We start from the raw sequence: 16,414 nt of genomic DNA, 5'->3' as shown, positions 1-16,414 counted from the left end.
GAGGTGATCGTGGCGCCGACCGGGGCCGGAACGGGGAACGTCAGCGCTTCATCAGCGCGAACACGCCCCAGCCGAGCAGGGACCGCTCGTACCTGGTGTAGCGCAGCGGCGCGGTCGACAGCTCGTCCCTGAGCTCGGGGGCGAGCTCGTCGTCGGGGTTGGCGTCCAGCCAGGTACGGACGTTCAGCCACTGGGCGGCGCGGTAACGGTCGTAGCTGTCCTGGTCGGCCAGGACCATCTCGACGAGGTCGTAGCCGAGGCCGGCGAAGAGCTCGACGAGCCCGGGCAGCGTCTCGTAGCCGTCACGGGATCGGACGTGGCACGCTTCGACGGCTTCCTGGCTGGGCGGCTCGGCCCGCCAGAAGGGCTCGCCGATCAGCATCACGCCGCCGGGGCGCAGGCTGCGCTCCAGCAGCGCGACGGTCCCGGGGACGCCCTGGCCGATCCAGGTCGCCCCGACGCACGCCGCCACGTCCACCGGCTCGGCCGCCACATGGGTGGCGGCGTCGCCGTGCACGAAGGCCACCTGGTCGCTGACGCCGAGCTCGGCGGCGCGCTCGCGCGCGGCGGTCAGGAAGACCGTGCTGATGTCCACGCCGGTCCCGGTGACGCCGTGGTCGCGGGCCCAGGTGGACAGCAGCTCGCCCTTGCCACAGCAGAGGTCGAGCACGGAAGCGCCCTTGCGCAGCCCGATGGCGGCGCCCAGCGTGGCGAGCTTGTCCGGGGTGAACGGGTTGAGGATCCGGTGGCTGCTCTCCCGGATGGTGAAACTACGTGGCAGATCCAAGGGATGGAGTCCTTACATGTGATGACGGGTTTACCGAGGTGGACTGGTAACGAACGCCATCGACACGCATAAAAGCAACTCCTCCGTCACGAGATGATGGTTGGGGACTCTAACCCTGGCCCGCGTGCGCGGCAACCGAATTTCCCGCGTGCTGACGCAGCCTGGCGGCCGCGTCCCGTGCCAGGTCGCGCAGCCCGGGCAGGTCGGCCAGGAGGCGGCCACCGCGCTTGCGCGCGACGCCTCCGACGAGCACCGTGTCGATGGTGGAGACGTCGGCGTTGGCCACCACCACGCCGACGGGGTCGCCGGCCGGCATCGTGTTGATCTGGTCCGTCCGTACCGTCACCAGGTCGGCGCGCTTGCCCGGGGTGAGCGAGCCGGTGATGTCGCCCAGCCCGCAGGCGGCGGCGCCGCCCGCCGTCGCGAAGCGCAGCACGTCACGGGCGGTCAGGCCCGGCCGGTAGGGCGCGTCGGGGTCGTCGGGCACCGTCTCCGCGCGGGCCTGGCCGAACGCGGCGCGCATCAGCGAGAACATGTCGCCCGGCCCGCTGCTGACCACGTCCGCCCCGAGCGAGGGAAGCAGCCCCTGCGCCAGAGCGCGAGTGATCACGGGGCGGCCGTGGCCCATGGCCATCTCCACGTACGGCGAGACCGACACGTGGCCGCCGCTGTCGGCGATGAGCTTCAGCTCCGCGTCGGTGGCGATGGTGCAGTGCGAGTACACCGTTCCCGCCCGCAGCAGACCGCGGGCGTTCAGCTCCTCGATCGTGTGCGAGGCGGGCCAGGCGCCGGCCGAGCGGACGCAGGCGTGCAGGGTGGCCGGGACGTCCAGCTCGGCGGCCAGCGCCCAGTCGGCCTCCCCGTACGGGGCGCCGAAGGCGATGCCGAAGGTGAGCAGCCGATCGTCCTGCCTGGGGCGCAGCAGCTCCCGTACGTACTCCGCCTGCTCGGGGGAGCCCCACGGGCGTCGCACGCCGAAGACCGAGCCGTGCGCGTAGAGCGCCCTGATGCCTGTTTCGCGCAGCGCGCGGATGCCTGCCTCGGCATGCTCGAGCGTGGGGTTGAGATGGGCGTAGTCCAGCACTGTGGTGATGCCGGCGTTCAGCGCCTCCCAGGCCCCGAGCAGCGTGCCCGCGTAGACGTCCTGCGGCTGGACGGCGAACGGGAGCGGGCCCTGCACGGTCTGCTGGTAGCCGCCCAGGGTCTCGTCCGCCTGGGTGCCGCGCAGGACGGTCATCCACAGGTGCCGGTGCGTGTCGACGAAGCCCGGGATGACGACGGTGTCGCGGGCGTCGATGACCTCGTCCGCGCCGGCCGGGTCGAGGCCCGGTTCGACGGCGGCGATGACGTCGTCCTCGATCAGGATGTCGCAGCCGGGCCGGTCGCCCACGGCGTCGTCCATCGAGACGACGTGGCCGCCTCGCACCAGGATCCGGTGGGTCATGCGCTGTCTCCTTCGGGGGTGTCCGGCCGGGCGCTCCGGCTGCGGTGGCGGTCGTCGTCGGCGACGAGCTTCGGCAGCCGCCGCAGGACCTCGTCATGCCAGGCGACCTCTGTCTCCAGCCGCGCGAGCGTGTGCTGGAACGTCATGCGTTCCAGGTCGGTGAGGTAGGGGTCCGCCTCCTCGCGCATGTTCCGCATGGCCTGCAGTTGCGTGGCGTACGCCTCGCGCCGGTTCCGCAGGACGCCGCCGAGCGTCTGCTCGGCCATGTCGTCGGTGAACTGCAGGGCGAGATCGGCCGGGTCAGGCGGCAGGGCCACCCGGCGCAGCGCCTCGTCCCGCTGGGCGTGCAGTTCCCGCCGGCCCTCCTCGGTGATGCCGTAGACCGTGCGTGCGGGCATCTTGCCCTCCTGCTCGGTGCGGACGGCCTCGATCAGGCCCTCGCCCTCCATCCGGTGCAGCGCGCCGTACAGCGATCCGGGTTTGACATCGGCCCACAGGTCGGTCCGGTCGATCTGCGCTGCCCGGCGGATCTGGTGCCCGTGCATGGGCCCCTTGCGCGCGAGCATCCCCAGCACGAAAAGCCGTGAACTGTTCACGCGACTACTCAAACACGAGTAGTCGTGTGAGAGCAATCCCCGTTATGCGCACACGTTCCGGTAGGGCACGTCCGCGAGGTACTGGTTCCACTCGGCGGCCGAGAGCGTGCGGCCGGCCCGCGCGCACACCTTCCCGGCCACGAGCGCGTCGCCCACGGGCACCTCGTACACGACGCCGGCCTTCAGGCCGTCCTGCGCGCCCACGTACAGGATGCTCCCGTCGGCGCTGAAGGCCATGGACGAGGGGTCGAAGTCGCCCGCCGCGTACGAGGTGCCCAGCCTGCGCCTGGCCTGGACGTCCCAGAGCTCCAGCACGCCCCCGTCGGTGACCGTGGCGAGCCTCCTGCCGTCCAGCGAGAATTCCAGGGCGGCGATGGCGCCGGCGGCGCGGGGCAGAGCTGGAGGCAGAGCGGCCGGTGCGGTCGGGTCCTTGACGTCCCACAGGCGGATCCTGTGGCTGGCGGACTCGTGGACGGCCATGAGCCCGTCGCGGCTGATGGCCAGCGCGTTGGTCTCGCCGAACCCGGCGCCGACGGGCTTGCCGGTCATCATGTCGACGAGCCTGCCGTCAAGCGAGGCGAACACCTGCCGTCCCGGAAGGAAGGGTCCGTCGGTGATCCGGGTCTTGTACAAGGCCACCACGTGGCCGTCGGCGATGTCCAGCACCAACTCTTCGACCTGCGCATTCTGGCCGTAGTAAAGGGTCATGGTGAGCCGGCGCCCGTCGGTGCTGAAGTTGGCGAACACAGGAGTGTAGTAACCGTGGCTCGCCCGCCGCGACCATAGCTTCTTCCCGGTGCCGACGTCCCACAGGGTGACCGTTTCGTCGCCCACGGTGGCAAGCTTGGTGCCGAAGTCATCGAACTTCTCGCTGAGATCGTCTTCCTCGGCGAGGGGTATGCGGCGCACCTCTTTGCGCGTGCGGAGGTCGAACACGCTCAGGGCGGAGCTGTTCTTCCTGGCCACCGCCCAGCGGCCGTCGCGGCTGAGCACCGGAGGGTTGGGCAGGAGGACAGCGGGGATGCGTGGCTGGAGGTCCACGCTGATGACGGCGTCGTCGATGAGGTAGCGCAGTGTCCTGCCGTCCGGGTCGAAGCGGACGTCGCCGAGATCGCCCTCGGCGCGATAGCGCAGGATTTCCCTCTGGTCACTGATCCGCAGGACCTCCACATCGCGGCCTTTGAAGCCGGCGATGTAGCGGCCGTCGGCGCTGAACCTGAGCCGTGCGAATTCGTCGCAGAGATCGCAGTTCAGCACCTCCTTCAGCTTGCGCCGGTGCCCGGTGACGGCGTCCAGAAGGGCGATGTCGCCCGCGACGTCGACGCAGGCCAGGGTCTTGCCGTCCTGGCTGTACGCCGCCAGCACGTGGCTCTTCACGCAGGCCGGGAAGGGGCGCTCGACCGTCCAGCCGGGCAGGGCGAGCTGGTCGAAGCGGTGGCCGGGCAGCAGCAGGTGCCTGCCGGTCAGGTCCACGAGCGGCGCGGGGGTCTGCGCCCACGTCCGGTTCGCATAGACGAACCGGCCGAACCGCTTGCCGGTGCTCACGTCGATGAGGAAGGGGACATCCTCGGCGACGGTGACCACGAGCGTCGTCTCGTGCTCGCCGAACACGACGCCGTAGCCACCGTTCCCGGTCGCCGGCAGAGACATCCGCACCAGCGTCTTACCGGTCTTCAGATCCCATACCCCGAGCTCGTCCGTGGTGGTCTGGGCGAGCAGGCGTCCGCTGCGGCTCAGCGCGGGGTTCTGGAGGGTCATCCCTTTCAAGGTCATCTTGGGCCAGCTCGCCGTCCGCCTGCCGGTGCGCACGTCGTACACGTTGACGCCGCCCTCGCTGAAGCTGACGAGCGTGCGCCCGTCGCGGCTCAGCACCCGCCGGCCCACGCCCTTGACCGGTGGATCGCGGAAGACGGCCGTCTCCCGCTGCTGGAGCGAGGCCATCAGGCTGGAGCGCGCCTCCGGCTGCGGCGACACCCGGTAGGCGGCCACGCTGAGCAGCATGGCGAGGGTCGGATCGGCCGTGCGCAGGCGGTCGGCCTCGGCCGCGACCTGCTTGGCGGTCAGGATGTCGAGCCGCTCGACGGCCTGACCGCGCTGCCACACGGCCACCCCGCCCGCCGCCAGCGCCACCACCAGCAGCCCCGCCAGCGCCGTGGTGACCAGTGTCCTGCGCCGGCCGCGCTTCTTGGTCAGCTCGGTGCCCGCGCGCAGGAAATCGCGTTCGAACGGGGTCAGCGTCAGATGCCTGCGGCCGGTCGCCGCCCAGCTCAGCGCCTCCTCCAGGCGGCTGCCCTGCAGCACGTCGCCGTCGCGCCGCCCGTGCTCGTCCCAGTGCCGCGCCGCCGCGTTGATCTCGCCGAGCACGGCCAGACCGGTGCGGTCGGCCTCCACCCACATGCGCAGGCGCGGCCAGGCCCGCAGCAGTCCCGGGCGCGACAGGACGATCGAGTCGTCCTTGACGGCGACCACGTACGAGAACGCCTCCAGGACGCGCCGGACGGCCGCCGCCTCCTGTTCTGGGCGGCCGCCGAACAGCTCCTCGGGCGCGGCCCGGCGCAGCGTCTCCTGGCCGTCGGCGTTCACCGCGACCAGCCGCAGGAACACCTCGGCCGCCAGGTCACGCTCCTCGGGGCCGAGCGCGCCGTAGGCGTCCTCGGCGATCGTGCCCAGCGCGGGATCGCCCCGGTCGGGCCCCCGCATCCCCTCGGCGCTGCGGATCCCGGCCGCCAGCAACCCGCGCATGTCGGACCCGTCGCCGCTGACCAGCGCCAGCAGCAGGTCGCGGGCGCTGGGCCGCACCGACGGGTCCTTCTCCATCGCGGCCTCGACCAGCGCGGCCAGCCGCGGCGGCAGAGCGCTCAGGTCCGGATGGTGGGTCAGCACGCGGTGCATGACGCCGCCCAGGTTCTCGCCGCCGAACGGGTCGAACCCGGTGGCCGCGAACACCATGATGGCGCCCCACGCGAACACGTCGGCCGCCGCACCCGCGCGCTGCCCGGTCAGCACCTCGGGCGCCATGTAGGTGGGGGTTCCCGCCAGCTCGCCGGTCCTGGTCAGCGACATGTCCAGGGTTCTGGCGATGCCGAAGTCGATCACGCGTGGCCCGTCCGGGCCGAGCAGCACGTTGTCCGGCTTGAGGTCGCGGTGGACGACGCCCGCCTCGTGGATCGCGGTGAGCGCCGTGGCCACCGCCGTCGCCAGCCGGTGCAGGTCGTCCCCGGTGAATCGCCGCCCGTCCCGTACGGCCTCGCGCAGGCTCGGACCCGGGACGTACTCCGAGACCAGGTACGGCTTGCCGCCGTCGAGCTCGGCGGCCAGCAGCCGGGCGGTGCAGAACGAGGCCACCTGCCCCGCCGCGGCCGCCTCCTTGGCGAAGCGCCCGCGATCGCCGGCCGCGTGCAGCACCTTCACCGCCACCCGGCGGCCCTCAGGGTCGTAGGCGTCGTACACGACGCCCTGACCTCCCGCGCCCAGGCGCCCGGCCAGCCAGTACTCCCCGATGCGCTGCGGGTCCCCCGCGATCAACGCCTCCACGGCGGATTAGATGCAGCCGGGCGCGCCAAAGTTGCCCGGTGGTGCCGCCCGGCTGCCGCGCCTACTCCGTCTCGCGGCGGCGGCGGACGGGGCGCTGTCCGGTAGGTGCCCGGCGCGTCTGGCCTCTGGCGGGGCGGCGCGCGCCGACCGGCTCCTCCTCGGGCTCCTCTTCCTCCTCGGGCTCTTCCTCTTCGGCCCGTTGCGGCTCTTCCTCCTCTTCGGGCTCTTCTTCTTCCTCTTCCTCCTCCTCAGGCTCCTCTTCTTCCTCCTCCTCGGGCTCCTCCTCTTCGGCCCGCTCGCGTGCTTCCTCCTCGGGCCGCTCTTCCTCTTCTGGCTCTTCCTCCTCGGGCCGCTCTTCCTCCTCGTACTCTTCCTCTTCGGGCTTCTCTTCCTCCTCCTGCCTGGCGCGCTCCTCCTCCATCGCCGTCTCGTGGTCCTTGACGACCTCGCTGTCGCGGATCTCGCCGCGCCAGCCGTCGCCGACGTCCTCGGGCTTCAGCAGGAGGTGCGCCATCACGTGCCGCCTGAAGTGCTTGAGCTCCAGCCTCGCCCGCCGGCCCTGGGCGCGCCACAGGTTGCCGGTGCGCTCGAAGAGCCCCTGCGGGTGGTACTCCAGCACCACCAGGACCCGGGTCAGGTTGTCGGTGAGCTCGTGGAACGTCACGGCTCCGTCCACATAGCCCTTCGCGCCCTCGGACCGCCAGATGATGTGCTGGTCCGGGATCTGCTCGACGATGTGCGACTTCCACGTCCGGTGGGACCAGAAGACCTGGGCCTTCCAGGAGAGCTTCTCGTCGCTTTCCTGATTGACCGTCTCCACCTTCTTCATGAAGGTCGGGAAGTCCTGGAACTGGGTCCACTGGTCATACACCAGGCGGCGCGGAGCGCCGATGTCGATCGACTCGACGATGTTGACGATCTTCAGCTTGCCGCCCTTGCCACCGGCCTTCCCGGTGATCTTCTGCCACACCCCCTTCACGCCTGCCTTGAGCCCGCCGGTGACACCGCCCTTGAGGCCGCCTTTGAGCCCGCCCTTGAGGGCGCCGCCCAGCACACCGCCGGGGTTCTCTGAGCCGGTGACCGCGCTGATGAGGCTCTTGCCACCGTTCTCCGCGTAGTCGGTCAGCCGTTCGGTGAGATCCTCGACCTTCTCTTCCGCGGTCTCGATCAAGCGCTCGCTCAACGCCTGCAGCAGGTTCTGGGCCTCCTGTACGAGCCGGCTGGTCGGCAGGCCCTCCATGATCGCGCCCCCGGCCTTCTTGACCGTCTCCGCCGCCGCGCCGGCCGCTCCTTGACCGGCGCTCCTGGCTGCGCCGGCCGCTCCTTGACCGGCGCTCCTTGCCGTACCGGCCGCTCCTTGACCGGCACTCTTGGCCGTGCCCGCGACGCTCCTGGCCGTTCCCGTCACCGCCCGGCCGGTTCCTCGGACCGTCTGACCGGCCCGTCCGGCTCTCGTCTCAGTCACTCGAACTCACCTCCGCGACTGGCCGGCTCCTCGCACAGGACGGGCTCGCCGCTGCACCCTCCGAGGCGGGAGCTCCTCCTCTTCCTCGTAGTCCTCGCCCTCGTCCTCGTAATCCAAGTCCTCGTAGTCTTCTTCCTCCTCCCTGGCGGGCCGGCGGGTCTCCTGCGCCGTCCCCTGCGTACGCAGAGACTCGGCGCGTTCGTGCAGCCTGTTGCTCAGAGAGTCGATCTGCCTGCTGGTCGCCGCCACCGCCGCCGCCTTGCCGACCTCCATCAGGTCCCCGCGGAGGCGGTCGGTGATCTCCCCGATCTCGGCGGAGGAGCGCAGGGCCTTGATCCCCTGCCCCAGCAGGCCACCGCCCTCGGCCATGCGCGCGCGACCCATCAGCCCTGCCAGCGCCAACGCCGCGGCCATGCGCAACTTGCGACGCCGTCCGAGGTAGTAGCCCGCGAGCACGGCAAAGGCTATCCGTGACGTGTTCGACATGATCAGTGCTCCTTGTTCTCGAAGCCTGTTGCCGTGGCCGAGGCGCTTGCCGGTGGGCTGCCCTCAAACAGGACAAAGAACCCGATACAGGCGAAAGTTGCTCAGACTTTGAGCGGCCGAGACCAGAGATTTGCGGTCATGGTCGCGACGCCGGCGCCCTCCCCTGCCGCACACCGCATCAGGCAGCCTCCGCGGCCTCTCCGACCTCCCGCAGGACGGCGAAGCGGTGCTGGCCGGCCAGGAAATGGCCGATGGCGACGACACCCACGACGGGCCATTCGACGATCTCCAGCACCCCCAGCGCGAGAAGTGCCGCGTAGAAGGCGAGATGCTCGGGCTCCGGCAGGGGGACCGTGCCGAGCACGGGCAGCGTGACCTGTGGCCGGTCCTCGACGGCGGTGCGGCTGACGACCATGGTCCACTCCTTCGATCGACGACTCACCGTCCCTCCGCCTGCCCTCCGGCGGATCCGGTAACTCGCGACGGGGTAAAGCTTCCGAGGGGGCCGCCGCCACCTCGGGGCGGTACACCGCCCGATCGTGACTGATTGCTACTATCCGTGTTGTCCGGGTGACCGTCCCGGGCAGATCATGACGACTCCCCCCGAGCACCTCTCAAGGGGGGACGAGATGACAGACATGGAGCTCCCACCGCCTTCCTCTTCCGTCATAGAGGCATGGATCGACCAGGTTCTCCTGCTCGCCGGCGTGAGACCGCCCGCCGACGCATCGCTCCCGTGCCCGCGGCAGACCCCGCCGAAGGCGCCGCTGTCCCGCGCCCGGTCCGACGAGCCTTGAAAACGCAGTGCCACGAAATTCCCGGCCGATTACCGCGAGCGACCTCATTCTTCATCCGCACGTAAATTAGTCGCCCGGCCATGGCCTGGCAGCCCTTTACGAGGCCGTTGTTCGAGTTTATTGCCGCGACATAACGGACAGCCATGACTCATGCCATGGGGGAAAACACGCAAGCGGCCGATGCGGCCATGATGTTCGCCCGCGCCGCAAATCTCTGGCGACGACATGGCCCCGTCTCCTCGCGGGAAGCAGGCGGAGCCCCGGGCGTCGATGAGGCGTACCGGCACTGCGAGCAGATCATGCGCAGTCAGGCCCGTAACTTCTCGTACGGTCTGCGGCTGCTGCCGGCCCCCAAGCGGCGCGCGCTGAGCGCCGTCTACGCGCTGGCGCGCAGGATCGACGACATCGCCGACGGGGACGGCCCGGCCGGGCAGCGGCTGGCCCGCCTCGACACCGTTTGCGGGCTGCTCGACGGGAGCGCGCCCACGACGCACGACCTCGTGCTGGTGGCGCTGCTCGAGGCCGCCGACCGCTATCCGATCCCGCTGGCGGCCTTCGCCGACCTCGTCGACGGCTGCGCCGCCGACGTGCGCGGCAGGACGTACGTGACGTTCGCGGACCTGGAAGGCTACTGCCGGTGCGTCGCCGGATCGATCGGGCGGCTCTCGCTGGGCGTGTTCGGCGCGGACGACGTCGAGGCGGCCACGCCGCTCGCGGACGCGCTCGGCGTGGCCCTGCAGATCACCAACATCCTCCGCGACCTGCGGGAGGACCGCCTGTCCGGGCGGATCTACCTGCCCGCCCAGGACCTGGAGCGGTTCGGCTGCACCCTGGACATCGACTCATCCGGCCGGTTCCGCGACCCGCCGGAGCGCCTGGCCGGCCTCGTCCGGTTCGAGGCGGACCGGGCACGTGACTGGTTCACCACCGGCATGCGCCTGCTGCCCATGCTGGACGCGCGGAGCGCCGCCTGCACGGCGACCATGGCCGGCATCTACCGGTGCCTGCTCGACCGCATCACCGCCGACCCAAGACGGGCACTGAACGCCCGGCTGTCCCTGACGACGAGGGAGAAGTCCCTGGTCGCGGTGCACGCTCTCACCCAGGTCCGGCGGGTGAGAGACCGTCCGGCCGATCGGACCGGATCCCCTTGATCACTGCCGCGCTGCTCGCGGTGCTCGCGGCGCTGTCCAACGCCGTCGCGTCGGTTCTGCAGCGACGCGCGGCCCGATCGGTGCCGCCGGAGCTGGGGTTGCGGCTGGGCCTGATCTGGGCGCTGCTCCGGCATCCGGTGTGGCTGTGGGGCATCGTGGCGCTGATCGCGGGCTTCGTCTTCCAGGCGGCCGCGCTGTCGATGGGAGGCATCGCCCTGGTCCAGCCCGTCCTGGTGGTCGAGCTGCCGTTCACAATGATCATTCTGTCGGGGGCGTTCGGCACGGTCCTGGACAGGCGGTCGTGGCTGGCGATCGGCGCGCTGTCGGCCGGGCTGGCGGCATTCCTCACGGCGGCGGCTCCCGGCACCGGCCGGTGGTCGCCCGACGCGACCCGATGGATCGTCGCCACCGTCGTGACCGCGGGCACCATCGCCGTGCTGGTGGCGGTGGCCTCCCTGACCAGGGGTGCCGTCCGTCCCGCGGCGCTGGGCGTGGCGGGCGGACTCGGCTTCGCCTTCACAGCCACGCTCATCAAGGAGTGCACGTCGATCGCGCAGGAGGACCCGGGCGCGCTGCTGGTGTCCTGGCCGCTGTACGCGATGGTGGCGGCGGGCCTGTGCAGCCTGTTCCTGCTGCAGAACGCCCTGCACAGCGGCTCGCTGGTGATCGCTCAGCCGGCGCTGACCATCAGCGACCCCATAGCGGGCATCCTGTACGGCGCGCTGATGTTCGGTGAGCCGATCCGCACCGGCCCGTGGATCGTGTACGAGGTGGCGGGCATCGGGCTCATGGTCTTCGGCGTCATCGAGCTGACCAGGTCGCCGCTCATCCAGGGCCAGGGCGTGACCACCTCGACAGGGAAATGAGGCCGGCCTGCGCCGGCATCGAGGAGAACAGCGCGGACGCCCTGCCGGTCTGGCGCTTGCGCGACCGCTCGTCCTCGAGGAGGTCCAGCGCCGCCAGCAGCGCCGGCGTGGTGCGGGTGTGCAGGCTCACCCCGGCCCTGGCCATCGCCCGTGCGCCGTCGCGGCCGTGACCGGGGATCGGCCGGTGGATGATGACCGGCAGTCCCGCCGCGAAAGCCTCCTCGCAGGTCAGCCCGGCGCCGTTGTCGACCAGCGCGTACGCGGCCGCCATGAGCTCCGGCACGTCGTCGCGCCAGCCGAGCGCGGGGCCCAGCCCCGCCTGCCGCAGGCGCCGCCGCAGTCCGGCGTTGCCGCCGCACAGGACGAGCGGCGTGTACCGTCCCGACCCCGCCAGGGCGCGCACGGTCGCGACGATCTGCCCGACCCCCCATGACCCTCCCGACACCAGCACGAGCCGGGCGCCGGGGTCCACGCCGAGGCCGGCGGCCACCCGCCCGGGATCGGCCACCGCCCGCGCGAACTCCGGGCGTACGACCGGGGCACAGCGGAGCACGGGCCGGCCGGTCAGGGCGGCGATCTGCCCGACGATGTCGGGGTTCGAGCACAGGTACCGGTCGTTGCCGCGATGGACCCAGAGCCGGTGCACCGCGAAGTCCGTGACCAGCACCGTGCTCGGGCAGGGCAGCGCGCCGCGCTCGCGCAGCCGTCCCGTGAGCTGCGCGGCCAGATGGAAGGTCGAGACGACCTCGTCGGGCCGGCGGGAGGCGACGAGCCTGCGGAGGCGGGCGGCGGCGAGCACCGTGAGCGGGGACGTCGCCGGCGCCCGTTTGCCGACGAAGAAGACCTGGTAGATGAGTTCGTAGAGCCAGGGGGCGCGCAGGATCATCCAGCGATACCCGCAGCGCAGCGCCGATCCCAGCCGGAGCGGGAAGAGGCGGAGGACATCGATGATCTCTGAATCCGCATGCTCGGCGGCGAGCCGGGCGGCCAGCTCGGCGGCCACGCCGTCATGGCCGGTGCCCATCGACGCGCTGAGGATGAGCACCCGCCGGCGGCGAGGCCAGGGGCTCATGACCGGACACCCCGGGCGGTAGGGCGATGACCCGTCTCGCCCTGCCTCTCGGGCTGGCCTGCCTGGCGCTGGCGCACGCGGGCCCGGCCGCCACCTGGCTGCCCTCGGTCCGGCGACGCGTGCCCGCGCTCGCCGGCGCCGGCGACCCCGGCCACGTCGCGCTCACCTTCGACGACGGACCCCATCCCGGCTCGACCCCGCGCTTCCTGGACGAGCTGGGCCGGCTCGGCTGCCAGGCCACCTTCTTCGTCCTCGGCGAGCTGCTCGAACGCCACCAGTGGCTGGGCCGCCGCATCGTGGCCGAGGGGCATGAGCTGGCCGTGCACGGCTGGGGGCACGGCAACGCCCTGATCGCCCCGCCGGGCCGGCTGACGGCCGAGATCGGCCGGACCGCCGACCTGGTGCGGGCCGTCGGCGGCGTCGAGCCGGTGTGGTACCGCCCTCCCTACGGGGCGCTGAGCCTCGAAGCGCTGGTCTCGGCCCGCCGGCGAGGGCTGCGCCCCGTGCTGTGGACCGTCTGGGGCAGGGACTGGGAGGAGGCGGCCACGCCGGACTCGGTGCTGGCCACCGTCGCGGCCGGGCTGCGCGGCGGGGCGACCGTCCTGCTCCATGACTCCGACCACGCCTCCGTTCCGGGTGCCTGGCGATCGGCGCTCGACGCCCTGCCCGCGCTCGTGGAGCGCTGCCGGCTCATGGGCCTGAGAGTGGGGCCGCTGCGCGACCACGGCGTGCCGGCCCGTATTTCCATAAAAGCCACTCCCCCTTTCCCCGCGCATTCAAACGCCTATTTCCATGAGCCTGTCACCGCGTAAATGCCAGGCCAATTAAATGGAAACAGAACATAGTGGCGCGGCCGTCGGGTTTGCGCCGCCCCGCGGCGGATAATTTCCCTTTCGTGCTGTCACAGAGTGGCCATTCGCGGGAGCTGGCGGAAAAGGCGCGCCGGGAGAACTTCCCGGTGGCCTCGCGGCTGCTGCCGCGCCGGCACCGCGACCACCTCATGGCCGTGTACGGCTTCGCGCGGTCGGTGGACGACGTGGGTGACGAGGAGCGTCCCGATGACCGCCTGCGGCTGCTGGCGGAGTTCGAGGCCGACCTGGCCCGCCTGTACGACGGTCAGGTCCCCAGGCTGCGGCCGGTCCACGCGCTGGCCCGCACCGTCCGGGAGTGCTCGATTCCCGCCGAGCCGTTCCACCACCTCATCGAGGCCAACCGGCGCGACCAGACGGTCACCCGCTACGAGACGTTCGACGACCTCCTCGGCTACTGCGCGTTGTCGGCGAACCCGGTCGGCCGGATCGTGCTGCACGTGTTCGGGGAGACGAGCGGAGCCCGCCAGGCCCTGTCGGACCGGGTGTGCTCGGCGTTGCAGGTCATCGAGCACTGCCAGGACGTGGGCGAGGACTACCGGCGCGGGCGGGTCTACCTGCCGCAGGAGGATCTGCGGCGGGCGGGCTGCCCGGCCGGCCATCTCGCGGCGGCGGCCACGTCACCGGGGTTGCGCGAGGTGGTCGCGGTGCAGGCCGCGCGGGCCGGGAGACTGCTGGCGGAAGGCGAGCCGATCGTCGCCTCGCTGTCCGGCTTCGCCCGTACGGCGGTCGCGGGCTACGTCGCGGGCGGCCACGCGACCCTGGCGGCGCTGAGAAGCGCCCGCTACGACGTTCTGGGCCGTGCCGTCCGGCCACGCCGCGCACGCCTGCTCGCGGAGTGGACCCGTGTCCTGATGACCATGAGGTGCCCCGGTGCGGGTCTCCAACGCCTGCCGTCGGCCTGAGAGCCGGGCGGTGGCCGCCGACGGGTCCGACGAGCATCGGGCCATACCCGCGAGGAGCCTGCGATGAGCATCACACCAGAGCCGCGCCGGGCTCCGCCGATGGGCATCGCTCCGGTGGCGGTCGTCGGCGGCGGCCTGGCCGGCATCTCCGCGGCCATCGCCCTCGCCGAGGCCGGCTGCCCCGTGACGCTGTACGAGGCCCGCCCGAGGCTGGGCGGCGCCACGTACTCGTTCCAGCGCGGCGGGCTGACGGTGGACAACGGCCAGCACGTCTTCCTCCGCTGCTGCACGGCGTACCGGGGACTCCTGGAACGGATCGGCGGCACCGCGCTGGTGGACCTGCAGAGCCGGTTCGACGTGCGGGTGCTCGGCACGGCGGGCCGGGCCGGGCGGCTGCGCCGCGCCGCGCTGCCGGGGCCGCTCCACTTCGTGCCCGCGCTCGCGGGCTACCGCCTGCTCGGGCCGGGCGACCGGATCCAGGCCCTGCGCGGCTCGATCGCGCTGGGCCGGCTCGATCCGGCCGATCCGCTGCTCGACACGGTGACGTTCGGGCGCTGGCTGGCGGCGCACGGCCAGCGGGCCCCGGTGCGTCAGGCGCTCTGGGAGCTGCTCGCGGTGGCGGCCCTGAACACGGGGGTCGACGACGCGGCGCTCGGCCCGGCGGTGAAGGTGTTCAAGACCGCCCTGCTCGGCCGGCCGGACGCCGCGGACCTGGGCATCCCCCTGGTTCCGCTCGGCGAGCTGCACGACACCGCCGCCAGGGCCGCCATCATGCGGCGCGGCGGCGCCGTACGACTGTCGGCGAAGGTCACGGCCATCGAGCGGGGACCGGCCGTCATCGTGGACGGCACCAGGATCGAGGCGTCGGCGGTCGTCGTGGCCACGCGTCACGAGCAGGCCGCGCATCTGGTCCCGCCCGGGGCGGCGCCCGGCCAGGACAGGTGGAGCGGCCTGGACGCGAGCCCGATCATCAATGTCCACGCGGTCTACGACCGGCCGGTCATGCGGGTGCCGTTCGTCGCGGTCACCGGCTCGCCGGTGCAGTGGGTGTTCGACAAGACCCGCGTCGCGGGGCTGCGCGGAGGGCAGTACCTGGCGGTGTCCGTGTCGGTGGCGGACACCTGGATCGACCGGCCGACCGCGGACCTCCGCGAGGTCTTCGTCCCGGCACTGCGATCGGTGTTCCCGGCCGCGCGGCGGGCCCGGATGACGGACTTCTTCGTCACCAGGGAACGGCGCGCGACGTTCCGCCAGGCCCCCGGCAGCGGGGCGCTCCGCCCGCAGAGCGCCACCCGGTGGCCCGGCCTCTACCTCGCCGGCGCGTGGACCGACACCGGCTGGCCCGACACGATGGAGGGGGCCGTGCGCAGCGGACTCCACGCGGCTCGCCTGGTCAGGCGGCACATACGAGATCAGGAGAACGCGCCATGACCCTGACCCTGCCACCCGCCGAGGCGGCCCGCGAGCTCGTCGAGCCGGTGCTGCGCGAGGCCGTCGGCCGCCTCGACCCGCACACCGCGCGCGTCGCCCGCTACCACTTCGGCTGGACCGACGACTCCGGGCAGCCCCGCGCCGGCGGCGGCAAGGCGCTGCGGCCCACGCTCGCGGTGCTGTCGGGCCGGGCGGCCGGCGCGGACGTCGCGCGGTGCCTGCCCGCCGCCGCCGCGGTGGAGCTCGTGCACGCGTTCTCGCTGCTGCACGACGACGTCATGGACGACGACCCGGTACGCCGGCACCGGCCGGCCGCCTGGACCGTCTTCGGCCGCTCGGCGGCGATCCTCTGCGGCAACGCCCTGCTGACGCTGGCCGGGGACCTCCTGCTGGAACAGGGCACCCCCGGCTACGTGGCGGCGGCCCGCGCGCTCAACCTGGCCACGCTCTCGCTCATCGCGGGCCAGGCCCAGGATCTGGCGTTCCAGGACCGCGACGACGTGACGAGGGAGGAGTGCCTGCGGATGTCGCGGCGCAAGACCGCCGCGCTGCTGGCCTGCGCCTGCTCGATCGGCGTCACGGCGGTCGAGGGCCCTACCGGTCTGGCCGCCTCCCTGGCCGCGTTCGGCACCGAGGCGGGGCTGGCGTTCCAGCTGGCCGACGACCTCCTCGGCATCTGGGGCAGGACCGAGGCGACGGGCAAGCCGGTGCTGTCGGACCTGCGGACCCGTAAGAAGAGCCTGCCCGTGGTCGCCGCGCTCACGGGCCGGACGGAGGCAGGACGCCGCCTCGCCGAACTGCTGGCCCGGCCGCAGCCGCTGACGGAGCCCGACCTGTACGACGCCGCGCGCCTGGTGGAGCAGGCCGGCGGCCGGGCGTGGGCCGAGCTGGAGGCCGAGCGGCGTCTCGACGCCGCGACCCGGCACCTCGCCGACGCGGACATGCCCGCGGACGTGCGGGACTCGTTTCTGCACATCGCCCGCTTCCTCGCATCCAGGGACCATTGAC

At 72.2% G+C, this 16,414-nt stretch carries 14 protein-coding genes; 6 read left to right on the top strand and 8 right to left on the bottom strand.

The annotated features are described in order from the left end of the window. Positions 1 to 40: 40 nt before the first annotated feature. From AB0J64_RS37365 to AB0J64_RS37335, 7 genes are all read right to left on the bottom strand, one after another. Positions 41 to 787, bottom strand: a complete 747-nt coding sequence (locus AB0J64_RS37365; protein ID WP_364038117.1) for a methyltransferase domain-containing protein — start codon at positions 785 to 787, stop codon at positions 41 to 43. 109 nt (positions 788 to 896) lie between these two features. Beyond that, positions 897 to 2,231: an amidohydrolase family protein gene (locus AB0J64_RS37360; protein WP_364038114.1), complete on the bottom strand. Its 1,335-nt coding sequence runs from the start codon at positions 2,229 to 2,231 to the stop codon at positions 897 to 899. Continuing rightward, positions 2,228 to 2,827 carry a PadR family transcriptional regulator gene (locus AB0J64_RS37355; RefSeq protein WP_364038111.1) on the bottom strand — a complete coding sequence of 200 codons (600 nt, stop codon included), beginning with the start codon at positions 2,825 to 2,827 and terminating at the stop codon, positions 2,228 to 2,230. Before AB0J64_RS37355 ends, AB0J64_RS37360 begins: the two co-directional genes overlap by 4 nt. 42 nt (positions 2,828 to 2,869) lie before the next feature. Beyond that, on the bottom strand, positions 2,870 to 6,361 hold the full coding sequence (locus AB0J64_RS37350; RefSeq protein WP_364038108.1) for a WD40 repeat domain-containing serine/threonine protein kinase: 3,492 nt from the start codon (positions 6,359 to 6,361) through the stop codon (positions 2,870 to 2,872). A 61-nt stretch (positions 6,362 to 6,422) separates the two neighbouring features. Continuing rightward, positions 6,423 to 7,826, bottom strand: coding sequence for an SRPBCC family protein (locus tag AB0J64_RS37345; RefSeq protein ID WP_364038105.1), 1,404 nt, complete (start codon positions 7,824 to 7,826; stop codon positions 6,423 to 6,425). 6 nt (positions 7,827 to 7,832) lie between these two features. Then, positions 7,833 to 8,312: a hypothetical protein gene (locus AB0J64_RS37340; protein ID WP_364038102.1), complete on the bottom strand. Its 480-nt coding sequence runs from the start codon at positions 8,310 to 8,312 to the stop codon at positions 7,833 to 7,835. Between the two features lie 178 nt (positions 8,313 to 8,490). Then, positions 8,491 to 8,727, bottom strand: a complete 237-nt coding sequence (locus AB0J64_RS37335; protein WP_364038099.1) for a hypothetical protein — start codon at positions 8,725 to 8,727, stop codon at positions 8,491 to 8,493. Positions 8,728 to 9,264: 537 nt separating this feature from the next. Between AB0J64_RS37335 and AB0J64_RS37330 the strand changes: the two genes are divergently transcribed. Both AB0J64_RS37330 and AB0J64_RS37325 read left to right on the top strand, forming a co-directional pair. Next, complete coding sequence (locus AB0J64_RS37330; RefSeq protein ID WP_364038096.1) at positions 9,265 to 10,263, top strand: squalene/phytoene synthase family protein; 999 nt, start codon at positions 9,265 to 9,267, stop codon at positions 10,261 to 10,263. Then, positions 10,260 to 11,129: a DMT family transporter gene (locus AB0J64_RS37325; RefSeq protein WP_364038093.1), complete on the top strand. Its 870-nt coding sequence runs from the start codon at positions 10,260 to 10,262 to the stop codon at positions 11,127 to 11,129. Before AB0J64_RS37330 ends, AB0J64_RS37325 begins: the two co-directional genes overlap by 4 nt. On the opposite strand, the gene AB0J64_RS37320 is transcribed toward AB0J64_RS37325, so the two are convergent. Then, positions 11,089 to 12,201 carry a hypothetical protein gene (locus AB0J64_RS37320; protein WP_364038090.1) on the bottom strand — a complete coding sequence of 371 codons (1,113 nt, stop codon included), beginning with the start codon at positions 12,199 to 12,201 and terminating at the stop codon, positions 11,089 to 11,091. The genes AB0J64_RS37325 and AB0J64_RS37320 overlap by 41 nt on opposite strands. A 26-nt stretch (positions 12,202 to 12,227) precedes the next feature. On the opposite strand from AB0J64_RS37320, the gene AB0J64_RS37315 reads away from it, so the two are divergent. The 4 genes from AB0J64_RS37315 to AB0J64_RS37300 all read left to right on the top strand — a co-directional run bounded on the left by AB0J64_RS37315 (position 12,228) and on the right by AB0J64_RS37300 (position 16,413). Then, complete coding sequence (locus tag AB0J64_RS37315) at positions 12,228 to 13,013, top strand: polysaccharide deacetylase family protein (protein WP_364038087.1); 786 nt, start codon at positions 12,228 to 12,230, stop codon at positions 13,011 to 13,013. 83 nt (positions 13,014 to 13,096) lie between these two features. Further along, entirely contained in the window at positions 13,097 to 13,975 is an 879-nt protein-coding gene (gene hpnC / locus AB0J64_RS37310) for a squalene synthase HpnC (protein WP_364038084.1), read from the top strand. Positions 13,976 to 14,038: 63 nt separating this feature from the next. Then, positions 14,039 to 15,406, top strand: a complete 1,368-nt coding sequence (gene hpnE, locus AB0J64_RS37305; RefSeq protein WP_364038081.1) for a hydroxysqualene dehydroxylase HpnE — start codon at positions 14,039 to 14,041, stop codon at positions 15,404 to 15,406. Further along, positions 15,403 to 16,413, top strand: a complete 1,011-nt coding sequence (locus tag AB0J64_RS37300; protein ID WP_364038078.1) for a polyprenyl synthetase family protein — start codon at positions 15,403 to 15,405, stop codon at positions 16,411 to 16,413. The genes hpnE and AB0J64_RS37300 overlap by 4 nt, the downstream gene beginning before the upstream one ends. Position 16,414 lies beyond the last annotated feature (1 nt).

The organism is Nonomuraea sp. NPDC049695, from assembly GCF_040674955.1.
Classification (GTDB): domain Bacteria; phylum Actinomycetota; class Actinomycetes; order Streptosporangiales; family Streptosporangiaceae; genus Nonomuraea; species Nonomuraea helvata.
Note: the sequence above shows the minus strand (reverse complement) of the source record. Positions and strands in the feature narration are given on the sequence as shown.

Excerpts from the sequence above, each read along its gene's own strand:
- AB0J64_RS37360 (WP_364038114.1), bottom strand. The coding sequence starts at position 2,231 with ATGACCCACCGGATCCTGGTGCGAGGCGGCCACGTCGTCTCGATGGAC.
- AB0J64_RS37340 (WP_364038102.1), bottom strand. The coding sequence starts at position 8,312 with ATGTCGAACACGTCACGGATAGCCTTTGCCGTGCTCGCGGGCTACTAC.
- AB0J64_RS37335 (WP_364038099.1), bottom strand. The coding sequence starts at position 8,727 with ATGGTCGTCAGCCGCACCGCCGTCGAGGACCGGCCACAGGTCACGCTG.
- AB0J64_RS37330 (WP_364038096.1), top strand. The coding sequence starts at position 9,265 with ATGGGGGAAAACACGCAAGCGGCCGATGCGGCCATGATGTTCGCCCGC.
- AB0J64_RS37320 (WP_364038090.1), bottom strand. The coding sequence starts at position 12,201 with ATGAGCCCCTGGCCTCGCCGCCGGCGGGTGCTCATCCTCAGCGCGTCG.
- AB0J64_RS37315 (WP_364038087.1), top strand. The coding sequence starts at position 12,228 with ATGACCCGTCTCGCCCTGCCTCTCGGGCTGGCCTGCCTGGCGCTGGCG.
- hpnE (WP_364038081.1), top strand. The coding sequence starts at position 14,039 with ATGAGCATCACACCAGAGCCGCGCCGGGCTCCGCCGATGGGCATCGCT.
- AB0J64_RS37300 (WP_364038078.1), top strand. The coding sequence starts at position 15,403 with ATGACCCTGACCCTGCCACCCGCCGAGGCGGCCCGCGAGCTCGTCGAG.